The following is a 22447-nucleotide window of genomic DNA, read 5'->3' as shown; positions in this document are numbered from 1 at the left end:
GGTTGCCACGAGCAGCGAGAAGCGCGCAGAATGGCGCTCGAAAGAGGGCGCTAACGAGCCGTAACGCGCAGGAGTTGCCGTGTCGTACGTGGACGAGGAGATCGCCAGCCAACCCGATTGCTGGCGCCGCGCTGAGACGGTCGCCGCCGGCGCCGCCGGGCTCCCAAGCCGTGGGGAGCGGGTCGCCGTCGTCGGTTGCGGCACGTCGTGGTTCATGGCCATGTCATACGCCAGGCTGCGTGAGCGCCTCGGCGTTGGTGAGACCGACGCGTTCCAGGCGTCCGAGTTCCCCACCGGCCGCCGCTACGACCGCATCGTGGCGATCACCCGGTCGGGCACCACGACCGAGGTGCTCGACCTGCTCCGGTCGGTCGACACCCCGACCACCGCGATCGTGGGCGACCCAGCCGCACCCGCCGCCGAGCTGGCCACCAACAGCGTGCTCCTGCCGTTCGCCGACGAGCGTTCGGTGGTGCAGACCCGGTTCGCGACCAGCGCGCTTGCGCTGCTCCGCGCCCACCTCGGCGAAGACCTGGACCCGTTGGCCGCCGACGCCGAGGTCACCGTGCGGGCACCGTTGCCAATCGACCCCACTCGGGTGGAGCAGGTGACGTTCCTCGGTCGAGGCTGGACGGTCGGGCTGGCCCAGGAAGCCGCGCTCAAGTGCCGTGAGGCCGCCGGCTTCTGGGCGGAGGCGTACCCAGCCATGGACTACCGACACGGGCCGATCTCGATCGCGGCGCCCGGTCGGGTGGTGTGGGCGTTCGGCGACGTGCCCGAGGGCCTGGCCGAAGACGTCGAGGCGACCGGGGCGGCATTCGTGCACAGCCGGTCCAGCGGCGGCTATGCGGTACTCGGCAACTGGGCCGCCGGTCGCCAACCCCTCGACCCGATGGCCGACCTGATCCTCGCGCAGCGCTTCGCCGTGGCGGTTGCGATCAGCCGCGGCCTCGACCCCGACGCGCCCCGCCACCTCACCCGGTCCGTCGTCCTGACATGAGTGGCGTGCTCGTCGCGCTCGACGTCGGCGGTACTGGAATGAAGTGCGCGCTGGTGTCCCCGTCGGGCGAGATCGTGCACGCCGAACGGCACCCGACCGGCGCCGACCGCGGCCCCGAGGCGGTGACCGCCGCGATCCTCGACATCGCCGAGGGCCTCGCGGGCAAGGCGCGCGCCGAGGGCCTGCGCCCGGTCGCCGCCGGCGTCGCGGTCCCCGGGGTCGTGGACGAGGACCGGGGCGTGGCGGTCTGGTCGTCGAATGTGGGCTTCCGCGATGTACCCCTGCGTGATCTGGTGGCGGCGCGGCTGAACCTGCCCGCGGCGCTCGGCCACGACGTGCGTGCCGGCGGTCTTGCCGAAGCGAGACTGGGCGCCGGTCGCGGGGCCGCACACGTCCTCTTCGTCGCCATCGGCACCGGCATCGCCGCCGCGCACATCGTGGCGGGCCGCGGCTTCACGGGCGCGCACGGCGCGGCCGGCGAGATCGGCCACGTCGTAGTCCGGCCCGGCGGCGCACCCTGCGGGTGCGGTGCGAGGGGCTGTCTGGAGGCCGAGGCGTCGGCGGCGGGCGTGGCCCGGCGGTATGCGGCGCTCGCGGGCACCCCGGCGACTGCCGCCGAGGTGGTCGCGAAGGCGGCTGCCGGCGACCAGCTGGCCCAGCAGGTGTGGCGCCAGACGATCGAGGTGCTGGCCGACGGACTGCTGACCGCCCAAGCGCTCTGCGACGCGGAGGTGATCGTGCTCGGCGGAGGCCTGGCGGAGGCCGGCGACGCCCTACTCGACCCGCTACGGACCGCGCTGCGCGACCGGCTCACGTTCCACCGCGAGCCGGTCTTGGCCCGCGCCACGCTCGGCGACGAGGCCGGCTGCGTCGGCGCGGCACTTCTGGCGTTGGACGTGGCATGAAGCGCCCCATGAGGATCGAGGGCCGGGTGGTGACGCCGTCGCGCGTCATCGAGCGGGGGTTCGTCGAGGTCGACGGCCCGTCCGTGACCGCGGTCGGTGCCGGCGGCGACGGTGGCGATACGTGGATCGTGCCGGGCTTCGTCGACATCCACACGCACGGCGGCGGCGGGCACACCTTCACCACCGGTGACCCGGCAGCCGCCCGCGGCGCCGCCGACTTCCACCTGCGCCACGGCACCACGACACTGCTCGCGAGCCTGGTCAGCTCACCCTTCGAGCTGATGCGTGACGCCACGCTCGCATTCGCGCCCCTGGTCTCCGAGGGTGTACTGGCCGGCGTCCACTACGAGGGCCCGTACCTGTCGCAGATCCGCTGCGGCGCCCAGAACCCGGCGTTCCTGCGCGACCCGTCTGTCGACGAGTTGGCCGAGCTGCTGCCGCTGGGCGGAGTGCGGATGGTCACGATCGCGCCCGAACGCCCCGGTGCGCTGGACGCGATCAAGCTGCTCGTCTCGCACGGCGTCGTGGCCGCCATCGGGCACACCGACGCCACATACGACGAGACCCTGGCCGCGGTGGCCGCCGGTGCGACGGTGGGCACGCACGTCTTCAACGGCATGCGCCCGCCGCACCACCGCGAGCCCGGCCCGGTGTTCGCCCTGCTCGGGGCGCCCGGCGTGGTCTGTGAACTGGTAGCCGACGGCGTACACCTGCACGACGGCACGCTCGCGTTCGCCGCGACGGTCACCGGGCCCGACCGGGCCGCCTTGATCACCGATGCGATGGCCGCGGCCGGCATGGCGGACGGCGAGTACGAGCTGGGCGGCCAGACCGTCGTGGTGGCGGATCGAGTGGCCCGGCTCGCCCGCGACGGCTCCATCGCGGGCAGCACCCTGACTATGGACGCCGCCCTCCGCCAAGCGGTGCAGGCGGGTGTGTCCATCGTGGACGCGGCTCGCATGGCCTCGACGACCCCAGCGCGCGCGATAGGGCTGGCGGATGAGCTGGGCGCGTTGACCCCCGGCCTCCGCGCCGATCTCGTGCTCCTCGGTCCCGACCTCCACGTCCAGCGCGTAATGCGCGCCGGCACCTGGCTCTGACCCGTCCCAACCCGCCACCGCCCGTGTGCCCTTGATGGACGAGGGCAGCCAGTACGGGCTGTAAGGGGATTACGGGCGAGGGCGGAGGAGGCGGCGAAGCGCCCACCACGCGGCGCCGGCCAGCAGGACGGCGAGGCCGGACAGGACGCTGGGCAACGGGAGGGTCAGAGCTAGGACGACACAGCCGGTCAGGCCCAGGGCGGGCAGGATGCGTGTGCCGCTCAGGGTCAGGGCGGACGCGTTCGTGATGGCGTAGTAGGCGAGCACGGTGCAGCTGGAGAAGCCGATCGCGTCGCGGATGTCACCGAGCGAGACCAGCACGATGACCACGACGGCGACGGCCAGCTCGGCGCGGTGGGGCACCTGGCGGTGCGGGTGGACAGCGGCCAGGGCGGCGGGCAGGTCGCGGCGGCGGGCCATCGCGAGCGTGGTGCGGCCGACGCCGGCCACGAGTGCCAGTAGTACGCCGGTGACGGCGACCGCCGCGCCTACGCGTACCACCCAGGCAAGTCCGGGTACGCCGGCCGCCGATACGACGTCGGCCAGCGGGGCGGGTGACGAGGCGAGCCGCGCCGGGCCCAGCACGCCGAGGGTCACCACCGCGAGTACCAGGTAAATGGCCAGCACCAGACCCAGTGCGAGCGGCACGGCGCGCGGGATCGTGCGCTCGGGGTCTCGCACCTCCTCGCCCAGCGTGGCGATCCTCGCGTATCCGGCGAACGCGAAGAAGAGCAGCCCAGCCGCCGCCAGAGTGCCGCGGATCCCGGTACCCGAGCTGTCGGACAGGTGGGAGAGGGTGGGGTGGCCGGCTGCCAGGCCCACGACGGCGACCGTGCCGAGTACGGCCAGGGTGGCCGCCACGAGCCAGCGGGTAGCGCGGGCGGTCTTCCGGATGCCGCCGAGGTTGACGGCGGTGAGCGCCACGACCGCCGCGACGGCGATGGGGCGGGCGTGTGCTGGCCACAGGTAGGCGCCGATGGTGAGGGCCATCGCGGCGCAGCTCGCGGTCTTGCCGGCGACGAAGCCCCAGCCGGCGAGGAAGCCTGCGAAGTCGCCGAGGCGTTCGCGGCCGTAGACGTAGGTGCCGCCGGATTCCGGGTAGAGGGCGGCGAGCCGGGCGGAACTGTTCGCGTTGCAGAACGCGACGAACCCGGCCAGCAACAGCGCGATCAGCAGTCCCCGACCGCCCGCCTCGGCGGCAGCGGGCGCGAACACCACGAAGACCCCGGCACCGAGCATCGACCCGAGGCCGATGACCACCGCGTCGGCCGTGGTCAGCCGGCGCGCGAGTTCATTCACGTGGAAGCTTCGGCCAGGCGACGCGGTGGAGCAGGCGGTCGAGGACCACGCCCAGCATCAGGCCGGCGACCGAGTCGGTCACCCAGTGATAGTTCAAGAAGACGGTGGTGCAGAAGACGATCGCGGGCGGCGCGATGCGCAACCACCGCTGGGCCGCGCGGCCCAGCCACGGGCACAACAGGAGCACGAGTACTCCGTACCAGACCACGGTGTTCACCATGTGGCCTGATGGATACGACAAGCTGTATTCGCCGGGTGGCAGGGTGTTGAAGAGTTCGACCTTGTCGGCCAGCGTCGAGGCGGGCGCCGCGCGGTCGGTCCACAACTTGAGCGGCATGATGGCGAACCCGGTCACCAGAAACGCCGCGACCACCGGCGCCACCGGCCATACCGACCGGCGGCGCACGGCCAGCCAGACCGCGATGACCAGGCAGATCAGGGTGAGCGGGCCGCCGTTGCCGAGGAAGTTCAGCACCCTGCAGAGCCACCAGAGCGCGCCGCCCTTCTGGTCGGCCACCCAGTCGGAGACCGCCGTGTCCAGGTCAAGCAGCCAGCCGGCCGTGAGCATGGCTGTCAGCGCGGCGAAGGCGGCGAGCAGCAGCCCGTCGAGCCACCACCCGCCGGGCGCGACCCTGTTGCGCGTGGCGGTCTCCTGCACGCCCCCAAGCTACAACTGCGACTTGATCTTGTTGTAGATCAGGTCAGCCCGCACGCCCGAGTTCGGGCAGCCGCCGAAGTGGTGCAGGGCGACGACCTTGTCCGTCGACTTGGACAGCACGGGCGAGCCGGACGAGCCGCCCTCGGTGTCGCAAAGGTACGACACGTCGGTGGCCTTGGCGTACCCGGTGTAGGTCGGGTTGTCGACCGCGCAGGTGCCGTTGGCGTCCTCGTCGCTGTCCATCGCGATCATGGTCGGGTCGCCACTGGGGTGCTGTGGGATGTACAGCTCCTCGCCGCGCGCCGGCCGCCGCAGGTCGAGCTGGAGGTAGCCGAACTTCTTGACCGCCTCGAAGTCCTCGACGGTGAAGAGCGTGTAGTCGAGCGTCTCGTCGGTGCTCAGCACCCTGTCGCCCCACACCTTGGTCGACCGGAACACCGAGTGCCCGCCGCACTGTGCGCACTGGTAGTTGAACCACACCTCGGTGTCGTAGGCGTCCCTCGAGGTGACGAGGCAGTGGTTGTTGGTGAGGACCCGGTTGTTCGGGCCGATCCGCCAGCCGGTGCACAGCTCGTTGCCGTTGATCAGCAGCCGGGTGACCGCCTTGGACCGCTCGTACGCCACCGGGTCACTGGACCGGTAACAGACCGCGTCGGACTTGTCGTCGCCGCCGCACACGCTCTCGGTACGCGGCTCGGTCGCCTTGCGCTCGTCCGCCGTGTACCCACGGGCCACCTTGTCGACGCCCACGCCGAGTTGGGCGAGCGTCGAGCTGAGACCCAGCGGGTCGGGGCGGGAGGTGTGCAGCTCGACCACGGCCGTGTCGCCGGAAACCGACATCGCCCACCGGCCGGCGCTGTCGAGCAGACCGCCGTCGACGCGGTGCACCTCCTGGCCGCTCGGGTCGGACACGGTGAGGTAGTCGCCGGGCAGCAGCAGGAGGCGGTTGAAGTGCGGCTTCACGTACGCCGCCCCCGGGTACCGGAAGGTCATCGTGCGCTCGGTGTCGAGGTACCCGAGGACCCGCTGAATCGGCTCGATCACGCCGATCCGCTCCCGGCCGACCTGGCGCGGCGCCTGGCGTTCCGGCTCGCCGGCCGCGGCCCGGGGCGCGGCGCCGCCGTCGGCGGCCACGACACGCCGCGGAGCCGGCGCGTCCTGCGTGGGGTCGGCTGCCGCCGCGTCGGCGGGCTTCTGGACCGCCGGTGCGGTCTCCCGCCCTGTCAGCGCGTACGCCGTCGTGCCCGCCGCACCCGCCAGCACAGCCGCACACACCCCCGCGACCAGCGCCACAGTCCGCCGCATACGTGTCCCCCATGTGTCGTAGCCAAGACATTCGGTTTCCGACACTGTGTAACGAGCCACGGTTGGCAGCGACGCGCGCCGCGAGCCGGCATGCTTGTCACCGTGCGGATCACTTCGGCCCTTGTCGACCCGGCGCTGCTCGACCTCCCTTGGTCGACACCGCTGGAGGAGTGGCCTGCCGACCATCTGGTGGCGTTGCCACAGGGCATCTCGCGGCACGTGGTGCGCTTCGTCAAGCTGGCCGGCACGGTCTACGCCGTCAAGGAGACCGGCGAGCGCGTGGCGGAGCGGGAGTACGACCTGCTGCGCGCGCTGGAGCGCATCGGCTTCCCGTCGGTCGAGGCGGTGGCCATCGTCGCCGACCGGCACGCACCCGACGGCGAGCCGCTCGACCCGGTGCTGATCACCCGCCACCTGCAGTTCTCGCTGCCGTACCGGGCGCTGTTCTCCCACACGCTCCGCCCCGAGACGATGGCACGGCTGCTCGACGCGCTGGCCGCCCTGATCGTGCGGATGCACATCACGGGGTTCTTCTGGGGCGACTGCTCGCTGTCCAACACGCTCTTCCGGCGCGACGCGGGCGCCTTCGCCGCCTACCTGGTCGACGCGGAGACCGGCGCCCTGCGCAACAAGCTCTCCAACGGCCAGCGCGGCGAAGACCTGGAGATCGCGCGCGTCAACATCTTCGGCGAGGCGCTCGACCTGCAGGCCGCCGGGCTGCTGCACGAGTCCATCGATCCGGAGGTGGTCTCGGAAGAGGTCGTGCAGCGGTACGAGCGGCTGTGGCACGAGATCACGTACGAGCAGGAGTTCCAGCGGGAAGACAGGCACCACGTCGAGAGCCGCATCCGGCGCCTCAACGAGATGGGCTTCGACGTCGCCGAGGTGGCGATGTCACTGGCCGACCGGGGCGCGTTCAAGGTGCGACCGAAGGTGGTCGACGCCGGCTACCACACCCGCCGGCTGCTGCGCCTGACCGGCCTGGACGCCGAGGAGAACCAGGCCCGCCGGCTGCTCAACGACCTCGACACGTACCGGGCCGAGAGCGACCTTTCCGACGAGCAGCAGGCGGCACATCGCTGGTTGACCGAGGTGTTCGAGCCGGTGGTCCGGGCGGTGCCGGGCCACTTGCGCCGCAAGCTCGAGCCGACCGAGCTGTTCGTGCAGGTCATCGAGCACCGCTGGCGGCTGTCCGAAGAAGCCGGCCGCGACGTGGGTCTGGCACTGGCGGTGCAGTCGTTCCTGGCTGACGTGCTCGTGCACCGCCCCGACGAGCAGGCGGTGCTGGGCATCGAGGTCACGCAGGCGGTTCCGTAGGGATCGGCGTCGTCTGCTTGACCAGCCATCCCAGGCCGGCACGGCGGGCCACCACGGTCAGCCGGTCGCCGCCCTCGATCCGGTACGCGGTCTGCGGACTCCAGATCGGGCGCGGCTCACCGAACTTGTGCAGTGCGATCACCCGTACCGCGTCGGGGCGGGTGGCCTGGTCGATCACCTTGCCGTCGAGGGCGGATCCGTGCGCCACCGGCACCTCGGCGACCAGCAGCGCGTGCCGGTCGACGGGGATGGTGGCGATCACGTCGCGGTTCATCATCGCGCCGGCGAACGAGGGTGCGGCCAGGTACGACACGCTTCGCGAGACGGCGATGTCGAAGGCGCGCTGGATGCGCTTGGCCAGGTCGCCGTCGAAGAGTCGCATGACCACGCGCAGGTCGGCGCGGAGCGCGCGTCCGTTGAGCGCGGCCTGCAGGTTCGACACGTCGTCCGTGGACACCACGACGAGGGCCTGGCAGGTCTCGACCGAGGCGGAGCGCAGGACCTCCTCCTGGGCGACGTCGCCGACGATCAGCGGGATCTCCAGCCGCCGGGCGACCGCCGCGCCGCGCGCCTCCGGGTCCTTGTCGATCGCGACCACCTCGACGCCGAGGTCGTTGAGCTGCCGGATCACCCGTGTGCCGACGTTGCCGAGGCCCACCACGACGACGTGGTCGACGCGCGGGGTACGCAATCGGCCGACGTTGAGCGCGAGGCGGGCGTTGACGACCGCCTCGACCACGGCGGCGGTGATCAGCGGTATCAGCGCCAGTCCGGCCACGGTGAGGATCACCTGCATGACCTGGACGCCCCAGCTGGCGTCCAACTCGACGTTGGAGCCGGTGATCGTGGTGAGGAGCGTGAAGTACAGGGCCTTCCACAGGTTGAGGTCCTGTGATCGGGCGAGCAGAGTGCCGAACACGGCGACGACGGCCAGTACCGTGATCGTGGCGACGCCGATCTTCCGGTTCACGAACGCCCGCAGGCCGCGTACGGCGGCCGCTATCGGCTGACGCCGGCGGCGGTGCCGCGCCAGTTTGCGCGCGGCGAGCACGGTGCCGGACGGCTGGCCGGTGGCCTCGGCCAGTACGAGGTCTGCGTCAGCCGGGTTGACAGGCAGCACCCTCGGGTTGTTGCGCTGCCGGGTGTCGGCGAGGCCGCACACGACGGTATCGGGGCGCACGTCGTCGCGCCGGGCCACGTACAGGGTGCGGCCGGCGTGCCGGAAGTGTGTCGGCGCCGGCTCGCCCAGCGCGGCCGCAACGAACGCGGGCGCGGCCATGGCCGAGTCGGACATCACGTCACAGTCGGCGAAGAGCCGCTTCACGCCGCTGCCCAGCCGGCTGCTGAAGATCCGCATCACCAGCCGTATCCGTGGCTCCACCGCCTGCGCGCAGAGAGCGGCGTGGATGTTGCCCACGTCGTCCTGGTGCACGAGGGCGAGGCATTCGGCACCGGCGAGACCGGCGGCGCGGAACGTCTCCTCGGTGAGCCGGTCGGCCCGCACGATCTGGATTCCTTTGATGCGTGCGAGATCGTCGACCTCCGACCGCCGCCTGTTGGGCACGATGACGGTCACCCAACCGGCGGACGCCGCCATCAGCTCCTTTACCAACCGGTACGTCAACGCGTCGTTACCACAGACGACGTAGTGGGGACGCGTTTCGCCGTTGGGGCGCAAGCGCGAGGCGACCGCGCGGCGGGCCCTGTATCGCCACGGGTCCACCGACATGACCGGGATGGTAGCTATCGCGATCAACGATCATGAACTTCGGCGGAGCCAGGAACGGTTTTGGGCAAGCGTCGTTGACCACTTTGGCGTACTTAGCACCTATTGCGCGGTGCTACCGGTAAGCACCTGAATGGATGAACATGAACAAGTGGTTCTATCGCGCAGTCGGGACGGTCGGCATGGCCGGCGGCTTCCTGCTGCTCGGCGGCGGTGCGGCCCACGCGGAGGACGTCGACGCCATCCCGGCAACGGACCCGTTGGAGTTGCAGGGCCTGCTCGACGACTTTTTCACCCCCACCGCGGGCCAGATCTCGCAGGTTGCCCTCGGGTCCAACGCCCAGGCCGCCCCGCCCGACATCATGATGCGCGGCCAACTCTCTGATCTCCGCGGCGACGTTTCGCCGACCCGCGACCTCGGCTTCCTCGGCTCGGCCCCGTTGTTGCCGAACGCCGCCATCGACCCGTCCGCCCTCGGCACCGCTCCTGGAGACAACGAGGCCGTGCTGACCGAGAAGCCGCAGCTCATCTCGACGCTGCCGGTCGCCGGCTCCTTCACCGACACCATCGGCGCGGACCGCGCGGTCGACGCGGTCGGTGTGGCCGGGACGACCCAGTCGATCCTCAACGGCGGCAACGGCATCAGCACCAACGCCGGCAACATGCACGACCTCGTGCCCGCCACGTCCGATGTGGACGCTTCGCGGGCCGGAGCGGCCCTGCCCGCCGCGCTCGGCGCCCTGCCCGCCGACGCGATCCCCACCGTCCCCATACACAAGGCGGCGAAGGGCAACGTCAACGGCTTCACCCGCTCGACCAACTCGCAGGCGCAGGACATGGTGCCGGCACTGATCGGCGACGCGATGGTGGCGCAGCGCCCCGAGCTGTTCCAGCCCGAGGCGCTGCCCCCGGTCGCCACGCTGCCGCTGGTCGGCGACCTGAACCTCAAGGGCGTCCCCGGTGCGGCCGACAACCCGCAGAACGAGATCCCCGTCGTGAGCGCGCTCGGCTCGCTCGGCCTGCCCGGCATGGGTGGCGCCACCACGCTGCCGGCCGACGCGAACGACGACAGCGGCAGCCAGACCCGCACCAAGCGGCACAGCACCACCGACCGCCCGGTGGCGGGCGAGGACGCCGACTACGCCGAGGCAGCCAGCGTCGGCCTGCCGCTCATCGGTGACCTGAGCAACCTGACCAGCGTCCTGCCGACCAACGGCACGCTGGCGGGCATGCCCGGCATGAAGCACATGGACATCTGAGCGACACAGCTGACGTGGCGGGCGGCGAAAGCCGCCCGCCACTTGCTTTGGGATCGCAACGCTTTGAGTGGAGCCCCCGGCCGGACTCGAACCGGCGACCCTCCGCTTACAAGGCGGAAGCTCTGGCCAACTGAGCTACAGGGGCTTGCCCGACGCCAGCATAACGACCGAGTGGCATCGCCGGTGATCGGTGTCTCATCAACGCGCGCGTCGTTCGTGCCGGGCCGTGCCCCGATGACCGAAAGATCCGCTCGGCGCCGTCTGGAGAAACCACGTCGCACCTTGGCACGCAGCCGGAAACCGTTTACCGTTGCGTGACGCGGATGACACCTCGGTGCGCCGCTGGCCGGCGCCATTCCGCGCCGGTCGCTCCTTCACTCGGATCGTCCGGCACGTTCCTGCCGGTGAAAGGAAGCGCTCCACCATGGCTACGGTCACGTACTCCAAGGCGACCCGGATCTACACGGGCACCGAACGTCCCGCGGTTGACCACCTCGATCTGGAGATCGGCGACGGCGAGTTCCTCGTACTGGTCGGCCCCTCCGGCTGTGGCAAGTCCACCAGCCTGCGGATGCTCGCCGGTCTGGAAGATGTCGACGAGGGTTCGATCTACATCGACAGCCGCGACGTCACTCACCTGCCGCCCAAGGCCCGCGACATCGCGATGGTCTTCCAGAACTACGCCCTGTACCCGCACATGACGGTGTACGAGAACATGGCGTTCGCGCTCAAGCTCCGCAAGACCCCCAAGGCGGAGATCGACCGGCGGGTCAAGGAGGCGGCGGCGCTGCTCCAGCTCGAGGAGTACCTCGGCCGCAAGCCAAAGGCCCTCTCCGGCGGCCAGCGCCAGCGCGTCGCGATGGGCCGCGCGATCGTCCGGGAGCCGCAGGTCTTCCTCATGGACGAGCCGCTGTCGAACCTCGACGCGAAGCTCCGCGTGCAGACCCGTACGCAGATCGCGACGCTCCAGGCCAAGCTCGGCATCACCACCGTCTACGTGACCCACGACCAGGTCGAGGCCATGACGATGGGCCACCGCGTGGCGGTGCTCCTCGACGGCGTGCTCCAGCAGGTCGACACGCCTCGGGCCCTGTACGACACCCCGTCGAACGTCTTCGTGGCCGGCTTCATCGGCTCGCCCGCGATGAACATCAAGACCGTCCCGCTCACCGAGCAGGGCGGCGTCTTCGCCGAGATGATCATTCCGCTGACCCGTGAGCAGGTCGCCGCCGCCCAGGCCAACGGCGGCGAAGGCAAGATCACGGTCGGCTTCCGGCCGGAAGACTGCGACCTCGTAAGCGCCACCGAGGGCGGCCTGCCCGTCGTCGTCGAACTGGTCGAAGACCTGGGTTCGGACGCCAACGTGTACGGCCACGCCGCGCTCGACGGCGGCTCGGAGCGGTTCACCGTGCGTACCGACCGGCGTCACATGCCCAACATGGGCGACACCGTGTTCGTGAAGCCGCGCACCGACCAGCACCACGCGTTCCACGCCGTGACTGGCGAGCGCGTCTGATCCAGCGCTACTGAAAGGGGCGGGCCCGGTCGGGCCCGCCCCTTTCTGTGTGGGAACCGCAAAGACTCTGTTCGAGATGGACCGGCCGGGGCGGGACGCGAGAGGCCCGGGCTGTAAGCCGCCCGTGCCCCGTCCCCGACCGGGTGTGGTGCCCGCGGGCGGTGTCTGCCCACCGCCCGCGGTCACATCTCGCGTGCCACGGCGCTCAGAAGTTGAGCTTTGTACCCGCTCCCGCCGTGACAACCGACTTGATGGTGTTGGGGTCGGCGACGGTGTAGCTGTAGTAGGAGCTCGGCTCCTGCACTGTGCCGCCGCAGTCGGGCTGGCCCGACTCACCCACGAACACGTTGTTGCGCGCCACGCACCGGCCCGTCGGACCCGCGTAGCTGTTGCTGACGGGCTCTTCGACGTCTTCGAAGTAGTTGCCTTCGACCACACAACCCGCGTTCGCCTGGCAGGCCACGCCGACGTCGGTGTTGTAGACGTAGTAGTTGTTGAACACGTGCACCGGCTCGCCGAAGCGGACCCGCGGGTTGCGCTGCGGGGTCCGGTTGAACCAGTTGTTGTGGTAGGTCACCTTGAGGTTTCCGGCGTCCTGGGCGGCATTGCCGTCGTCGTGCCCGAGCAGCATCGTCTTGGTGTGGTTGTGGAAGTGGTTCCACGACACCGTGATGTACGAGGAGCCGCGCTTGATGTCGAGGGCGCCGTCGTAACCGTTCGAGATGTCGTTGTGGTCGAGCCACACGTGGTGCGAGAACATCTGCACGTTGATCCCGTCGTCCGGGAAGTCGCGGATGTTCAGGTTCCTGATGACGACGTTGTGCACGGCGTTGGCGGGCGGCGTCGTGACGTCGCTGATCGGCAGGCCGATGTTGAAGCCGCCGCCGGTGACACCGGAGCTGGCGCCGATACCGACGATCGTCTTGTCGGACGTCACGTCGTGCATCGGGCCAGGCAGCGCGATCATGCCACTCACCCGGATGTTGAGCGGGCCGGTCTGGGCGATCGCGGCCAGTAGCTCGGCCGCGGTGTCCACCGTGACGGTGGGTCCGCCGGCACCGCCTGTGGTGCCGTTCTGCCCGAGCGTGTTGACCGAGGCGAAGCCCTTGGGTGGCGCGCCCGGCTCGATCGGCGGTTCAGTGGGTGGCAGGGTCGGCCGACCGCTTGTCGGGCCGGGGGTCGGCGTGGCGACACCGGTCGCGACCGTGACGTCGTCGACGGTCACGCTGGCGTAGCTGGCCACGATGCCCGGACGGCCGCTGGCGAACGCCGTGTCGGTCGCGCTGGCCGCGAGCGCCCCGTTGACGTACCCGCGCAGCGAGCTGCCCGCCACGTCGAGGCGCAGCGTGGTCCAGGTGCCGACCGCGCCAGCTCCGGTGCCGCTGCCCAGCACGATCGGGCTGCCACCCGCTCGCTTGATCAGTTGCACGCCACCGGAGCTGGTGATCGCGAGCGCGTAGTAGTTGCTGCTGCTCTGCGCGCGGGCGATCAGGCCGGCGAACCGGCCCGAGCCGTTGAAGCCGGTCGGCTTCACCCGCGCCTGCACCGAGTAGTCGGTCCAGCTCGTGGACCCGGCGAGGCTGCGGGAGTCGCTGCTGGTGCCTGACTGGCGGTATGCGAGCGTGCCGTCGGTGACGACCGACCAGGTGCCACCGGACGTGGACCAGCCGCTCGCGTTGCCGTCCTGGAAGTCGTCGGAGAGCAGCGTGTCGGCGAAGGCGTACGGCGCGCCGATGACCACGAGTGCGCCGGCGGCGACCGCCGCGACCGCGCCGAGATACTTGCGCTTCACGTGCCAGACCTCCTCAGCAGAGCCGTCCGGCACCGGCCAGTACCGGCACCAGGATGGATACGAACTGGGCCGGCAGTACCGGACCGTTGCGCAGGGTCGGCGTCCAGCCCGAGTCGGCGCCCAGGTCGGGGTCGTGCTCGGCGTTGTACGCGTCGAGCAGGTCGACCGCCGCCGGCCGGCCCTTGCCGGACCGCACCCAGGTGCCCTTCTCGGTGATCGCCGTGCCGCCCCAGTCATAGATGATCTCGGCCGCGCTCACGTCCGCACCGAGCGCGAAGAAGTTGTTCTCCGCGTAGATCGACGACTGGACGCCGACGCCCCAGGCGTACGAGAAGCCGTCGCCGGCGACCTTGTAGTAGTTGTTGTAGATGTCGACCTGGCCGAAGCGCACCCGCGGGAGGCGCTGGAGGCTGCCGTCGAACACGTTGTGATGCAGCGTGACGTTGAGCCGGCCGACGTCCGGGCCGACGGTGTTCGAGGAGCCGATCAGCATCACCTTGTCGCGCGCCGAGAACCGGTTGTACGACGCGGTCACGAGGCTCGCGGTGTGTGTGATGTCGAGCGCGCCGTCGTGCACCTGGTACGGGCGTCCGAAGTAGACAGGCTGTTCGCTGTCGGGGTTGTCGCCGTCGGTAAACGTGTTGTGGTCGACCCACACGTTTTCGCTGCGCCGCACCGACATCAGGTCGAACTGCGAGTTCCAGTTGCCGAGGTCACCGTCGGTCGGCGACCAGGCGGGGAAACAGTCCTGAGCGTCGACGAAGGTGAGGTTGCGGACGATCACGTTGTTGACCCGGTCGACCATCAGCGTGAGGTGCTTCAGGGTGGCGCCGCGCAGCCCGATGATCGTGGTGTTCGCGCCCACATTGATCTGCGTGTGCCGCGTCTGGTTGGCCACCGAACGCACCCGCGCTTCCTCCAGCGGGCCGCTCGGGTTGACCCTTCCCCAGACCGCGGGGTCGTACGCGGCGAGGTACGCGTCGAGCGAGTACGCCGGGTCGGCCAGCGCGGCACAGCCGCCATCCAGCCCGTCGAAGCCGTCGACCGTGCCTTTGACGTACACGATTTTCGGTGTTGCGCCAGCGACCGCGGCGACGAGCTCTGCGCGGTTCTCCACGACGTGGATGTTTTCCTCGGTGGCGGTGGAACCGCCGGTGGTGCCGGGCCCCGATGCGGCCCAGCCGTCGTTCGCCGGCAGCGCCTGCCGGCCCAGTTGACGTGCTCCCCAGGACACTTCGCCTTCGGCGCGGGCCGGTGCGGCGAACGCCGCTACCATGCCGAGCCCGGCCGCTACGGCGGCCAACTGCCTCAGTTGCATCGCACTCTCCGCGCGGGATCTCGTAACGCGTTCTTAACAAGAAAGCTACGGATCTGCTCTCAAGAGAGTCAATGCCTTATGTTTGCAGGTATTTTGCAAGAAAAGCAGGCAAAGGAGAATTACCCGGCCACTAAATGCCGAGATGATGGGCGTTCGGTCCGAATTTTACCGAACGATAGTTACCAATGTTTGCAGTTCGTTTTCCGTCGATACCCGACGGCACAGGTCAGGCACCGGCTACCTCCTCGGTCAGGGCGACCCGGAGCGGCTGTTCGGCCCACGGGACGGCCAACTCGGAGAACAGCGCGAGCCGCTCCGTCGCCTGGCGGAGCGCGGCGTTGATCCCCTTGATGATCAGGAAGCGCTCGGGCGGCACGCCCTCGACGGAGAGCAGCTCGTCGCCCAGCTTCGATGGAACGGGTGCGGCGTGCAGTACGTCCAGCACCGCGGTGAACGGCTTGGTGCGCGCGAGAGGCGCGATCAACGGCTCGCCCGTCTCGCGGTGCGCCAGCAGGTTCTCCAGCAGGCTCGTGCGACCGGGCACCTCGCGCAGCTCGGAGTCGCCCGGCAGTCGGAGCCGGTCGGTCGGGTACTCCAGCACCGCCGTACCGGCCGTGCCGTACACGATTACCTCGCCCTCGATCTTCTCCTCACCGCACAGCGTCACGGCCACCAGGATCGGCAGGCCCGACTCCAGCGTGATACGCATGCAGGCGGTGTCGTCGACCTCGATGTCCCGGCAGCGGTACCGCTCCAGCTCCACTGTGGACGGCGGCAGCCCGGCGACCGCCAGGCACTGCATCCAGGCATGCGCCAGCGGGTTGGCAAGCGCACCGTCGAGCGACGGGTGACCGTTGACGGTACGCCGGCCGGCCCATGCGGACCGCTGGTAGTACGAGTCGGCACGATGCCACGAGGCGACCGCCGCGATGCCGGTGACCACGCCCAGCCGTCCGTCGGTGACCGCGGCCATCAGCTCGGCGAGCGCCGCCGAGCCGAGCGCCTGGAACCCGACCTGGCAGGCCCGGCCGGTCTCGTCGACCACGTCGCTGAGCGCGCGGTGCTCGTCGAGCGAGAGCACCGGCGGCTTCTCCAGCAGCACGTCGGCACCGGCGCGGAGCGCGTCGGTGGCGATCGGCAGATGGGTCTGCGGCGGCGTGCAGATCACCACAACATCGGGGCGCACGGCCCGCAGCATCTCGCGGTGATCGGTGAACAGTCCGGTGCCATCGGGTACCGAAGCACCCGGCGCCGGCTCGATCGGGCGCACGTCGACCAGGCCGACGAGCCGCACCCGCCCGGCCTCGTGCAGGGGAGTGATCTGCCGGCGGTGCCAGAGACCATGCCCACTCGCACCGACCAGTGCCACCCGCGGCTCACTCATGCTGCGCCCCCTGACATGCGGCCACCTCCGGGGAAGTGATCATAGTGCCGTCTCACGCAGCGTCTGCTCGACGCCGTGCTGCTCAAGGGCGGTGAGCCAGCCGGTCACCAGCTCCCGCACCACGTCGTCGCCGACCAACTCGGCCGGGAAGACCTCGGTCAGGCCGAGGAGCGCGTCGACCACGCCCTCCGGAGAGTCCTTGCCCTCGGAGAGCGCCGTCCGGATGCGCTCGGCCAGCGGGTCGTCGAGCGGCAGCGATGCGCCGTCGTCGGCCTGCCCCTGCACGAAGCGCATCCAGGCGGCGAGCACGAGAGCCCCCCAGCGCGGCACCGCACCGGTTGCGCGCCGGTCGATGAGGGTGTGAAGCACCCGCTGCGGCAGCTTCTGCGAGCCGTCCATGGCGACCTGGATGGTCCGGTGTCGGATCGCCGAGTTCGCGAACCGTTCCAGGACCGAGTCGCCGTACTCGACGACCGACACCCCGTCCGGCGGCTGGAAGCTGCCGGCGACATCCTCGGCGACGAACCGGCGCAGCGCCTCCCGCATCCCGGGGATGGCCAGCGCCTCCGCGATCATCTCGCGGCCGGCGAGCGCGCCCAGGTACGCGAGCGCGGAGTGCACGCCGTTGAGCGCGCGCAGCTTCAGCCGCTCCCACGGCCCGGCATCGTCGGTCAGCACGGCGCCGGCGCGCTCCCACGCCGGTCGCCCGCCGGGGAACGCGTCCTCGATCACCCATTCCCGGTACGGCTCGGCCGCCACCGCCGCCAGGTCACTCACGCCCAGCAGCCCTTCGGCTGTGGCGAGCGTCTCCGGGGTGGTCGCCGGCACGATCCGGTCGACCATCGTGCACGGGAACGTCACGTTGGCGCGCACCCAGTCGACAACCGGTCCGGGGGCGCCGCCGTACTCCAGGGCCTGGGTCACGAGGCCGTGCAGCCGCTTGCCGTTGGACGGCAGGTTGTCGCAGCTCAGCAACGCGATCGGGCCGGCGTCGGCGGCGGCTCGCGCGATCAGGCCGCGCATGAGCAGGCCCGGCACGGTGGCCGGTGGCCCATCGCCGGTGAGGTCGGCAGCGACAGCGGGATCCGGTCGCAGCCGCCCGGTGGCCGGGTCGAGCTGGTACGCCTTCTCGGTCACCGTCAGCGTCACGACCCGGATAGCCGGGGAGGCGATCAGGTCGAGCACGCCGTCCGGGTCGCTCGCCGCGTGCCGTACCTCGGTGAACGCCCCGACCACCTCACTGTGCGTGCCGTTGCCGCCCAGCGAGGTGACGCTGAACAGGCAGTCCTGCTCGGTCAGGTTGCGCACCACGTCGAGGCTGCGCGGCGCGACGCCGACGATTCCCCAGTCGCCGCCGGCCAGCGCGATGGCCGCCTCGGTGTACACCGCCTGGTGCGCCCGGTGGAAGGCGCCCAAACCGAGGTGCACGATGCCGGCGGGCACGGTGCCGGGGCGTACCCGGGGCCGGCTCGCCGCCGGCACCTGGCGCAGGCCACCCAGCGAGAGCCTCACTGCCGCCATACCGGCCCGTCCGGGAACGAGTACTCGGCGATCGACTCCGGCTTCATGGTGGCGCTGTACCCGGGCTGCTCGGGCAGTAGGTACCGGCCGTCGCGGGTGCGCACCGGGTCGACGAAGTGCTCGTGCAGGTGGTCGACGTACTCGACCATGCGGCCGTCGAGCGACGTCCCCACCCGCAGGTAGTCGAAGATCGCCAGGTGCTGGACGTACTCGCACAGGCCCACGCCGCCCGAGTGCGGGCAGATCGGCACGCCGAACTTGGCGGCCATCAGGATCTCGGAGAGGACCTCGTTGACGCCACCCACCCGGCACGCGTCGATCTGCATGACGCCGATCGCCTCGGCCTGGAGGAGCTGCTTGAAGATGACCCGGTTGGCGGCGACCTCACCGGTCGCGACCCTGCATCGGCCGTTTGTAAGCTGCGTGACGGACCGTTGAATCCTGGCGTGGCCGAGGATGTCGTCGGCGTGCGTGGGCTCCTCGATCCAGTACGGGTCGAACTCGGCGAGCCGCGCCATGTTGGCGATCGCCTCGTCGACATCCCAGACCTGGTTGGCGTCCATCATCAGCAACGCGTCCGGCCCGATCTCCTCGCGGATGATCCGGGCGCGGCGGACGTCGTCGTCGATCGGGCCGCCCACCTTCATCTTCATCGCCCGCCAGCCCTCGGCGTACGCCTGGCGGGTCAGTGCGCGCACCTTGTCGTCGGGGTAGCCGAGCCACCCCACCGACGTGGTGTACGACGGGAAGCCGTCCCGCTCCAGCTCACGGAGCCGGTCGTCCATGCCGACCAGGCCCTTGTCGAGGATCGCGGCGGCCTCGGCCGGCGTCAGCGCGTCGGTGATGTGGTGGAAGTCGATGCTGCGCACCAACTCTTCGGTCGGCATCTCGGCGAGCAGCCGCCACAACGGCTTGTCCGAAAGCTTGGCGCGCAGGTCCCACACCGCGTTGACCACAGCTCCGGTGGCCATGTGGATGACGCCCTTCTCTGGCCCGAGCCACCGCAGCTGTACGTCGGCGCTCAGCGACCGCCAGAACGCGACCGGCTCGGCGAAGATGTCCTCAATGGACCGTCCGACCACGTGGTGCGCCAAGGCCCGGACCGCCGCACAGGTGATCTCGTTGCCCCGCCCGTTGGTGAAGGTGAACCCGGCGCCGGTCTCCCCGCCGTCGGTGCCGAGGGAGACGTAGGTCGCCGAATAGTCGCCGCGGTTGATCGCATCGGATCCGTCGCCGGCGGCGGCCGTCGGGAACCGTACGTCGTGGACGTCCAAGGAGGTAACGACAGTGCTCGCAGTGTTCACAGTTTGAAGATCCTCTTGGGCAGTCGGTAGGCGAGGTCGACGATCGTCTCGGCCGCCTCGTCGAGTGGCAGGCGGTGCTCGGCGACCAGTCTGGCCAGGAAGCCGGCGTCGATCCGGCGCGACACGTCGTGCCGCACCGGGATGGAGCAGAAGGCGCGCGTGTCGTCGACGAACCCGGCCGTGTTGTAGAAGCCCGCGGTCTCGGTGACCGCCTCGCGGTACCGGCGCAGCACCTCCGGCGAGTCCAGGAACCACCAGGGCGCGCCGAGGAAGAGCGAGGCGTACCCGCCGGCCAGCGGCGCCAGCTCGCGGGTGAACGTGTCCTCGTCCAACGTGTACAGCACCACCCGCAGGCGAGGGTCGTTGCCGTACTTCTCCAGCAGCGGCATCAGGTTGTACACGTACTCGGTCGCCTGCGGGATGTCGCCGCCGACGTCCCGCCCGTGCGAGGCGTACAGCCACCGGTTGTGGTTGCGCACCGCACCAGGGTGCAGCTGCAACACCAGTCCATCCTCAATGGACATCTTGGCGAACTCCACGATCATGTGGGCGCGGAACGTCTCCGCGTCGCCTTCGGTCGCTTCGCCCCGCAGCCCTCTCACGAAGAGCGCCGCGGCCTCCGGCTCGTCCAGCAGCACCGTGCGAGCTGTCAGGTGGCCGTGGTCGGACGAGGTCGCGCCCGCCGCGATGAACGCCTGCCGCCGGCTGCGCAGCGCGGCCAGGTACCCGCTGTACGTCGTCGTGTCCTCGCCGGCGATCTCGCCGAGGCGGGCCACGTTTTCGGCCCAGCCGTCGAACTCCATGTCGACCACGTTGTCCGGCCGGAACGTGGTGATCACCCGGCCACCCGGGCCGCCCCAGCCGTCCGCCGCCAGCTTCGCGTGCCGGCCCAGATCGTCCAATGGGGACTCGGTCGTCGCCAGTACCTCGATGTTGAACCGCTCGAAGAGGGCCCGCGGCCGGAACTCCGGCTCGGCGAGCTTCGCCGCGATCGCGTCGTACACCTCGTCGGCGGTGTCCGGACCGAGCCGGGTCGTCACGCCGAACACGTTGGCGAACGTCTCCTCCAGCCACAGCCGCGACGGCGTGCCGCGGAAGAGGTGCCAGTGCTCGGCGAACAGGCGCCAGATGGTCCGCCCGTCGGTCTCGTACGGCTCACCGGTGCGGGTCGGTACGCCGAGGGAGGCCGGCGAGACGCCCTGGCTGAGCAGCATCCTGGTGACGTAGTGGTCTGGGCAGATGATCAGCTGCGCCGGATCGGGAAAGGGCGTGTCCTCGGCCAGGATCGCCGGGTCGATGTGCCCGTGCGGGGAGATGATCGGCTGATTCTTGGCGAGGGCGTACAGCTCCCGGGCGATGCCCCGCTGCGTGGGTTCGGCGGGAAAGAGCAGGTCGGCTCGCGACACGGACGGCTCCTAGGGGATGGTGAGCAGGTCGGCGACCTTGACCGGCTGGCCGGTCTCGAATGAACGGTTGGCGGCCAGGCCGGTGAGGAGGGCCAGCGCGCCATCCCGAGCGGAGGCGCCGCGACCCATTGGATCATGCACGCCACCAAACAGGACCCCGGTCATGCGAGCGTCCGCACCACCATGACCCGCTCGGGTGTACCCGGGCACCGGCACCTGCCGCGGCTGCGCCCAGAACGGCCGCAGGGTGATCCGTGCCCAGCCTTCCTCCACGGCCGCCTGCACGCCGTGCAGAGCCGCGCCTTTCAACTCGGTGGCAGCGTACGGGCTGACAAAGTCGCTCTCCACGACCTCCAGCTCGAGCCGCCCCTTGCTGCCATTGAACATCACCCGGTAGCCCTCCCACGGGGCGTACGCGGTGAGGTGGTACGTCATCGTGGCGCCGGTGGAGTACTTGGCCAGTACCGCCATGTCGTCTTCGATGGTGACACCGGGAGCGAAGACGTTCTGGTCCCGGTGGTACCCGTCCTCGGCCTCGGCGTCCAGATAGAGCGCGCGCAACTGCGGGTTGGCGGCGAGATGAAGGGCGAACGGGTCACCGGCCGCCTCGGGGCTGCCGTGCGCGCGCTCGTAGTCGCGGGCGTACCCGTGCCGGCGCCCCTGCTCGCCGTAGAAGAACAGCCCTCCGTACGCGAACACCTCGACCGGCACCGCGCCGAGCCACCAGTTGACGAGGTCGAAGTGGTGACTGCTCTTGTGCACCATGAGACCGCCGGAGTTGGCCTTGTCGCGGTGCCACCGCCGGAAATAGTCGGCACCGTGCCGCACGTCCAGCAGCCACTCGAAGTGCACCGAGCCCACCTCGCCGATCTCACCGTCGGCGAGCACCTGGCGCACTTTCTCGTGCAAAGGGTTGTAGCGGTAGTTGAAGGCGACGGTGACGTGCCGACCCGTCTCGGCGACCGCGTCGAGGATGCGCTGGCAGCGCGGAACGTCGGTGGTCATCGGCTTCTCGGTCACCACGTCGCGGCCGGACTTGAGCGCGGCCACGATGTATTCGTCGTGAGTGCGGTCGACGCTAGTCACCAGCGCGACGTCGACCCGCTCCTTGTCGAGCATGGTGGTGAACTCGCCAGCCTGGTACGTCGGCACCGCGTCCGCGCCAAGCTCCTCGAGCCAGGAGTTGTGCGCGTCCATGCGGGCCTGGTTGACGTCGGCGAACGCCACCAGCTCGGCCCGGTCTGTGTGGTCGCGGACGATGGAGCGCACGAACATCTCGGCGCGCGACCCGGTGCCTACGAGGGCGTAGCGGAGCCGCCGCTGCGGCTGATCCGACATCGAGGCTTCCTCCAGAAGGTGCAAAGGTTTGCAGCAGAAGGATTCCCGAGCGCCCGCTGTGCGTCAACGCTTTCCGGGAAAGTGACCTGATAAATCCCTTTAGCCCAGGGTTGGAGCGCTCCCGGCGCTGGTCGTCGCAACGAAGCCGTAATCAAAGCCCGTTGACACGTGAGCAACCGTTTGCATTAATTGGCCGATCCCAGTGACGGCCACCACAGCGTGGATCACCGACCAGAACGGAGAACGACTGTGCCCGCCACCATCCGCGACGTCGCCCGCGCGTCCGGCGTGCACATCTC

The 22447-nt window shown here is 70.2% G+C and carries 18 protein-coding genes and 1 tRNA gene; 6 read left to right on the top strand and 13 right to left on the bottom strand.

Annotation, left to right across the window (positions count from 1 at the left end):
* Positions 1–79 precede the first annotated feature (79 nt).
* Genes V6V89_RS14740 through nagA form a run of 3 tightly spaced genes read left to right on the top strand, consistent with a single transcriptional unit; the run spans position 80 to position 3005 of the window.
* Positions 80–1000: an SIS domain-containing protein gene (locus V6V89_RS14740; protein ID WP_334619666.1), complete on the top strand. Its 921-nt coding sequence runs from the start codon at positions 80–82 to the stop codon at positions 998–1000.
* A complete protein-coding gene (locus V6V89_RS14735; protein WP_334619665.1) occupies positions 997–1905 on the top strand; it encodes an ROK family protein in 909 nt (302 codons plus the stop codon). The genes V6V89_RS14740 and V6V89_RS14735 overlap by 4 nt, the downstream gene beginning before the upstream one ends.
* Before the next feature lie 8 nt (positions 1906–1913).
* Positions 1914–3005 carry an N-acetylglucosamine-6-phosphate deacetylase gene (nagA, locus tag V6V89_RS14730; protein WP_334619664.1) on the top strand — a complete coding sequence of 364 codons (1092 nt, stop codon included), beginning with the start codon at positions 1914–1916 and terminating at the stop codon, positions 3003–3005.
* A gap of 69 nt (positions 3006–3074) precedes the next feature.
* Here the strand turns inward: nagA and V6V89_RS14725 are convergent, their stop codons facing one another.
* The 3 genes from V6V89_RS14725 to V6V89_RS14715 are packed head-to-tail and all read right to left on the bottom strand — an operon-like array spanning position 3075 to position 6267.
* The gene (locus V6V89_RS14725; RefSeq protein ID WP_334619663.1) at positions 3075–4304 is read right to left on the bottom strand and encodes an APC family permease; all 1230 of its coding nucleotides are present in this window, start codon (positions 4302–4304) and stop codon (positions 3075–3077) included.
* A complete protein-coding gene (locus V6V89_RS14720) occupies positions 4297–4962 on the bottom strand; it encodes a phosphatase PAP2 family protein (RefSeq protein ID WP_334619662.1) in 666 nt (221 codons plus the stop codon). The genes V6V89_RS14725 and V6V89_RS14720 overlap by 8 nt, the downstream gene beginning before the upstream one ends.
* A gap of 9 nt (positions 4963–4971) precedes the next feature.
* Positions 4972–6267, bottom strand: coding sequence for a trypsin-like serine peptidase (locus tag V6V89_RS14715; protein WP_334619661.1), 1296 nt, complete (start codon positions 6265–6267; stop codon positions 4972–4974).
* 90 nt (positions 6268–6357) lie between these two features.
* On the opposite strand from V6V89_RS14715, the gene V6V89_RS14710 reads away from it, so the two are divergent.
* Entirely contained in the window at positions 6358–7584 is a 1227-nt protein-coding gene (locus tag V6V89_RS14710; RefSeq protein WP_334619660.1) for a DUF4032 domain-containing protein, read from the top strand.
* On the opposite strand, the gene V6V89_RS14705 is transcribed toward V6V89_RS14710, so the two are convergent.
* Positions 7565–9313 (bottom strand): NAD-binding protein, encoded by a 1749-nt coding sequence (locus V6V89_RS14705; protein ID WP_334619659.1) that lies wholly within the window; start codon positions 9311–9313, stop codon positions 7565–7567. The genes V6V89_RS14710 and V6V89_RS14705 overlap by 20 nt on opposite strands.
* Before the next feature lie 140 nt (positions 9314–9453).
* Between V6V89_RS14705 and V6V89_RS14700 the strand changes: the two genes are divergently transcribed.
* Positions 9454–10569, top strand: a complete 1116-nt coding sequence (locus tag V6V89_RS14700; protein ID WP_334619658.1) for a hypothetical protein — start codon at positions 9454–9456, stop codon at positions 10567–10569.
* A 68-nt stretch (positions 10570–10637) separates the two neighbouring features.
* On the opposite strand, the gene V6V89_RS14695 is transcribed toward V6V89_RS14700, so the two are convergent.
* Positions 10638–10714, bottom strand: a tRNA-Thr gene (locus V6V89_RS14695).
* 279 nt (positions 10715–10993) lie between these two features.
* Between V6V89_RS14695 and V6V89_RS14690 the strand changes: the two genes are divergently transcribed.
* The gene (locus V6V89_RS14690) at positions 10994–12085 is read left to right on the top strand and encodes an ABC transporter ATP-binding protein (RefSeq protein ID WP_334619657.1); all 1092 of its coding nucleotides are present in this window, start codon (positions 10994–10996) and stop codon (positions 12083–12085) included.
* A gap of 205 nt (positions 12086–12290) precedes the next feature.
* Here the strand turns inward: V6V89_RS14690 and V6V89_RS14685 are convergent, their stop codons facing one another.
* The 8 genes from V6V89_RS14685 to V6V89_RS14650 form a co-directional block, all read right to left on the bottom strand.
* Complete coding sequence (locus V6V89_RS14685) at positions 12291–13877, bottom strand: pectate lyase family protein (RefSeq protein WP_334619656.1); 1587 nt, start codon at positions 13875–13877, stop codon at positions 12291–12293.
* A 13-nt stretch (positions 13878–13890) separates the two neighbouring features.
* Entirely contained in the window at positions 13891–15195 is a 1305-nt protein-coding gene (locus V6V89_RS14680) for a pectate lyase family protein (RefSeq protein WP_334619655.1), read from the bottom strand.
* Between the two features lie 226 nt (positions 15196–15421).
* Positions 15422–16579, bottom strand: coding sequence for a Gfo/Idh/MocA family protein (locus tag V6V89_RS14675; protein ID WP_334619654.1), 1158 nt, complete (start codon positions 16577–16579; stop codon positions 15422–15424).
* A 39-nt stretch (positions 16580–16618) separates the two neighbouring features.
* A complete protein-coding gene (locus tag V6V89_RS14670; protein WP_334619653.1) occupies positions 16619–18100 on the bottom strand; it encodes a mannitol dehydrogenase family protein in 1482 nt (493 codons plus the stop codon).
* Positions 18088–19374, bottom strand: coding sequence for an enolase C-terminal domain-like protein (locus V6V89_RS14665; protein ID WP_334619652.1), 1287 nt, complete (start codon positions 19372–19374; stop codon positions 18088–18090). The genes V6V89_RS14670 and V6V89_RS14665 overlap by 13 nt, the downstream gene beginning before the upstream one ends.
* Positions 19375–19400: 26 nt before the next feature.
* Positions 19401–20810: a glucuronate isomerase gene (gene uxaC, locus V6V89_RS14660; protein ID WP_334619651.1), complete on the bottom strand. Its 1410-nt coding sequence runs from the start codon at positions 20808–20810 to the stop codon at positions 19401–19403.
* A gap of 9 nt (positions 20811–20819) precedes the next feature.
* The gene (locus V6V89_RS14655; protein ID WP_334619650.1) at positions 20820–22148 is read right to left on the bottom strand and encodes a Gfo/Idh/MocA family protein; all 1329 of its coding nucleotides are present in this window, start codon (positions 22146–22148) and stop codon (positions 20820–20822) included.
* 99 nt (positions 22149–22247) lie between these two features.
* A partial coding sequence (locus V6V89_RS14650; protein WP_334619649.1) for a hypothetical protein occupies positions 22248–22447 on the bottom strand: 200 nt, incomplete at its 5' end.

This window comes from Micromonospora sp. CPCC 206061, assembly GCF_036906915.1.
Taxonomy (GTDB): domain Bacteria; phylum Actinomycetota; class Actinomycetes; order Mycobacteriales; family Micromonosporaceae; genus Phytohabitans.
Note: the sequence above shows the minus strand (reverse complement) of the source record. Positions and strands in the feature narration are given on the sequence as shown.

Coding starts and splice junctions, on each gene's coding strand:
- V6V89_RS14710 (WP_334619660.1), top strand. CDS start 6,358: ATGCTTGTCACCGTGCGGATCACTTCGGCCCTTGTCGACCCGGCGCTG.
- V6V89_RS14735 (WP_334619665.1), top strand. CDS start 997: ATGAGTGGCGTGCTCGTCGCGCTCGACGTCGGCGGTACTGGAATGAAG.
- V6V89_RS14705 (WP_334619659.1), bottom strand. CDS start 9,313: ATGTCGGTGGACCCGTGGCGATACAGGGCCCGCCGCGCGGTCGCCTCG.
- nagA (WP_334619664.1), top strand. CDS start 1,914: ATGAGGATCGAGGGCCGGGTGGTGACGCCGTCGCGCGTCATCGAGCGG.
- V6V89_RS14675 (WP_334619654.1), bottom strand. CDS start 16,579: ATGAGTGAGCCGCGGGTGGCACTGGTCGGTGCGAGTGGGCATGGTCTC.
- V6V89_RS14655 (WP_334619650.1), bottom strand. CDS start 22,148: ATGTCGGATCAGCCGCAGCGGCGGCTCCGCTACGCCCTCGTAGGCACC.
- V6V89_RS14700 (WP_334619658.1), top strand. CDS start 9,454: ATGAACAAGTGGTTCTATCGCGCAGTCGGGACGGTCGGCATGGCCGGC.
- V6V89_RS14680 (WP_334619655.1), bottom strand. CDS start 15,195: ATGCAACTGAGGCAGTTGGCCGCCGTAGCGGCCGGGCTCGGCATGGTA.
- V6V89_RS14690 (WP_334619657.1), top strand. CDS start 10,994: ATGGCTACGGTCACGTACTCCAAGGCGACCCGGATCTACACGGGCACC.
- V6V89_RS14670 (WP_334619653.1), bottom strand. CDS start 18,100: ATGGCGGCAGTGAGGCTCTCGCTGGGTGGCCTGCGCCAGGTGCCGGCG.
- V6V89_RS14715 (WP_334619661.1), bottom strand. CDS start 6,267: ATGCGGCGGACTGTGGCGCTGGTCGCGGGGGTGTGTGCGGCTGTGCTG.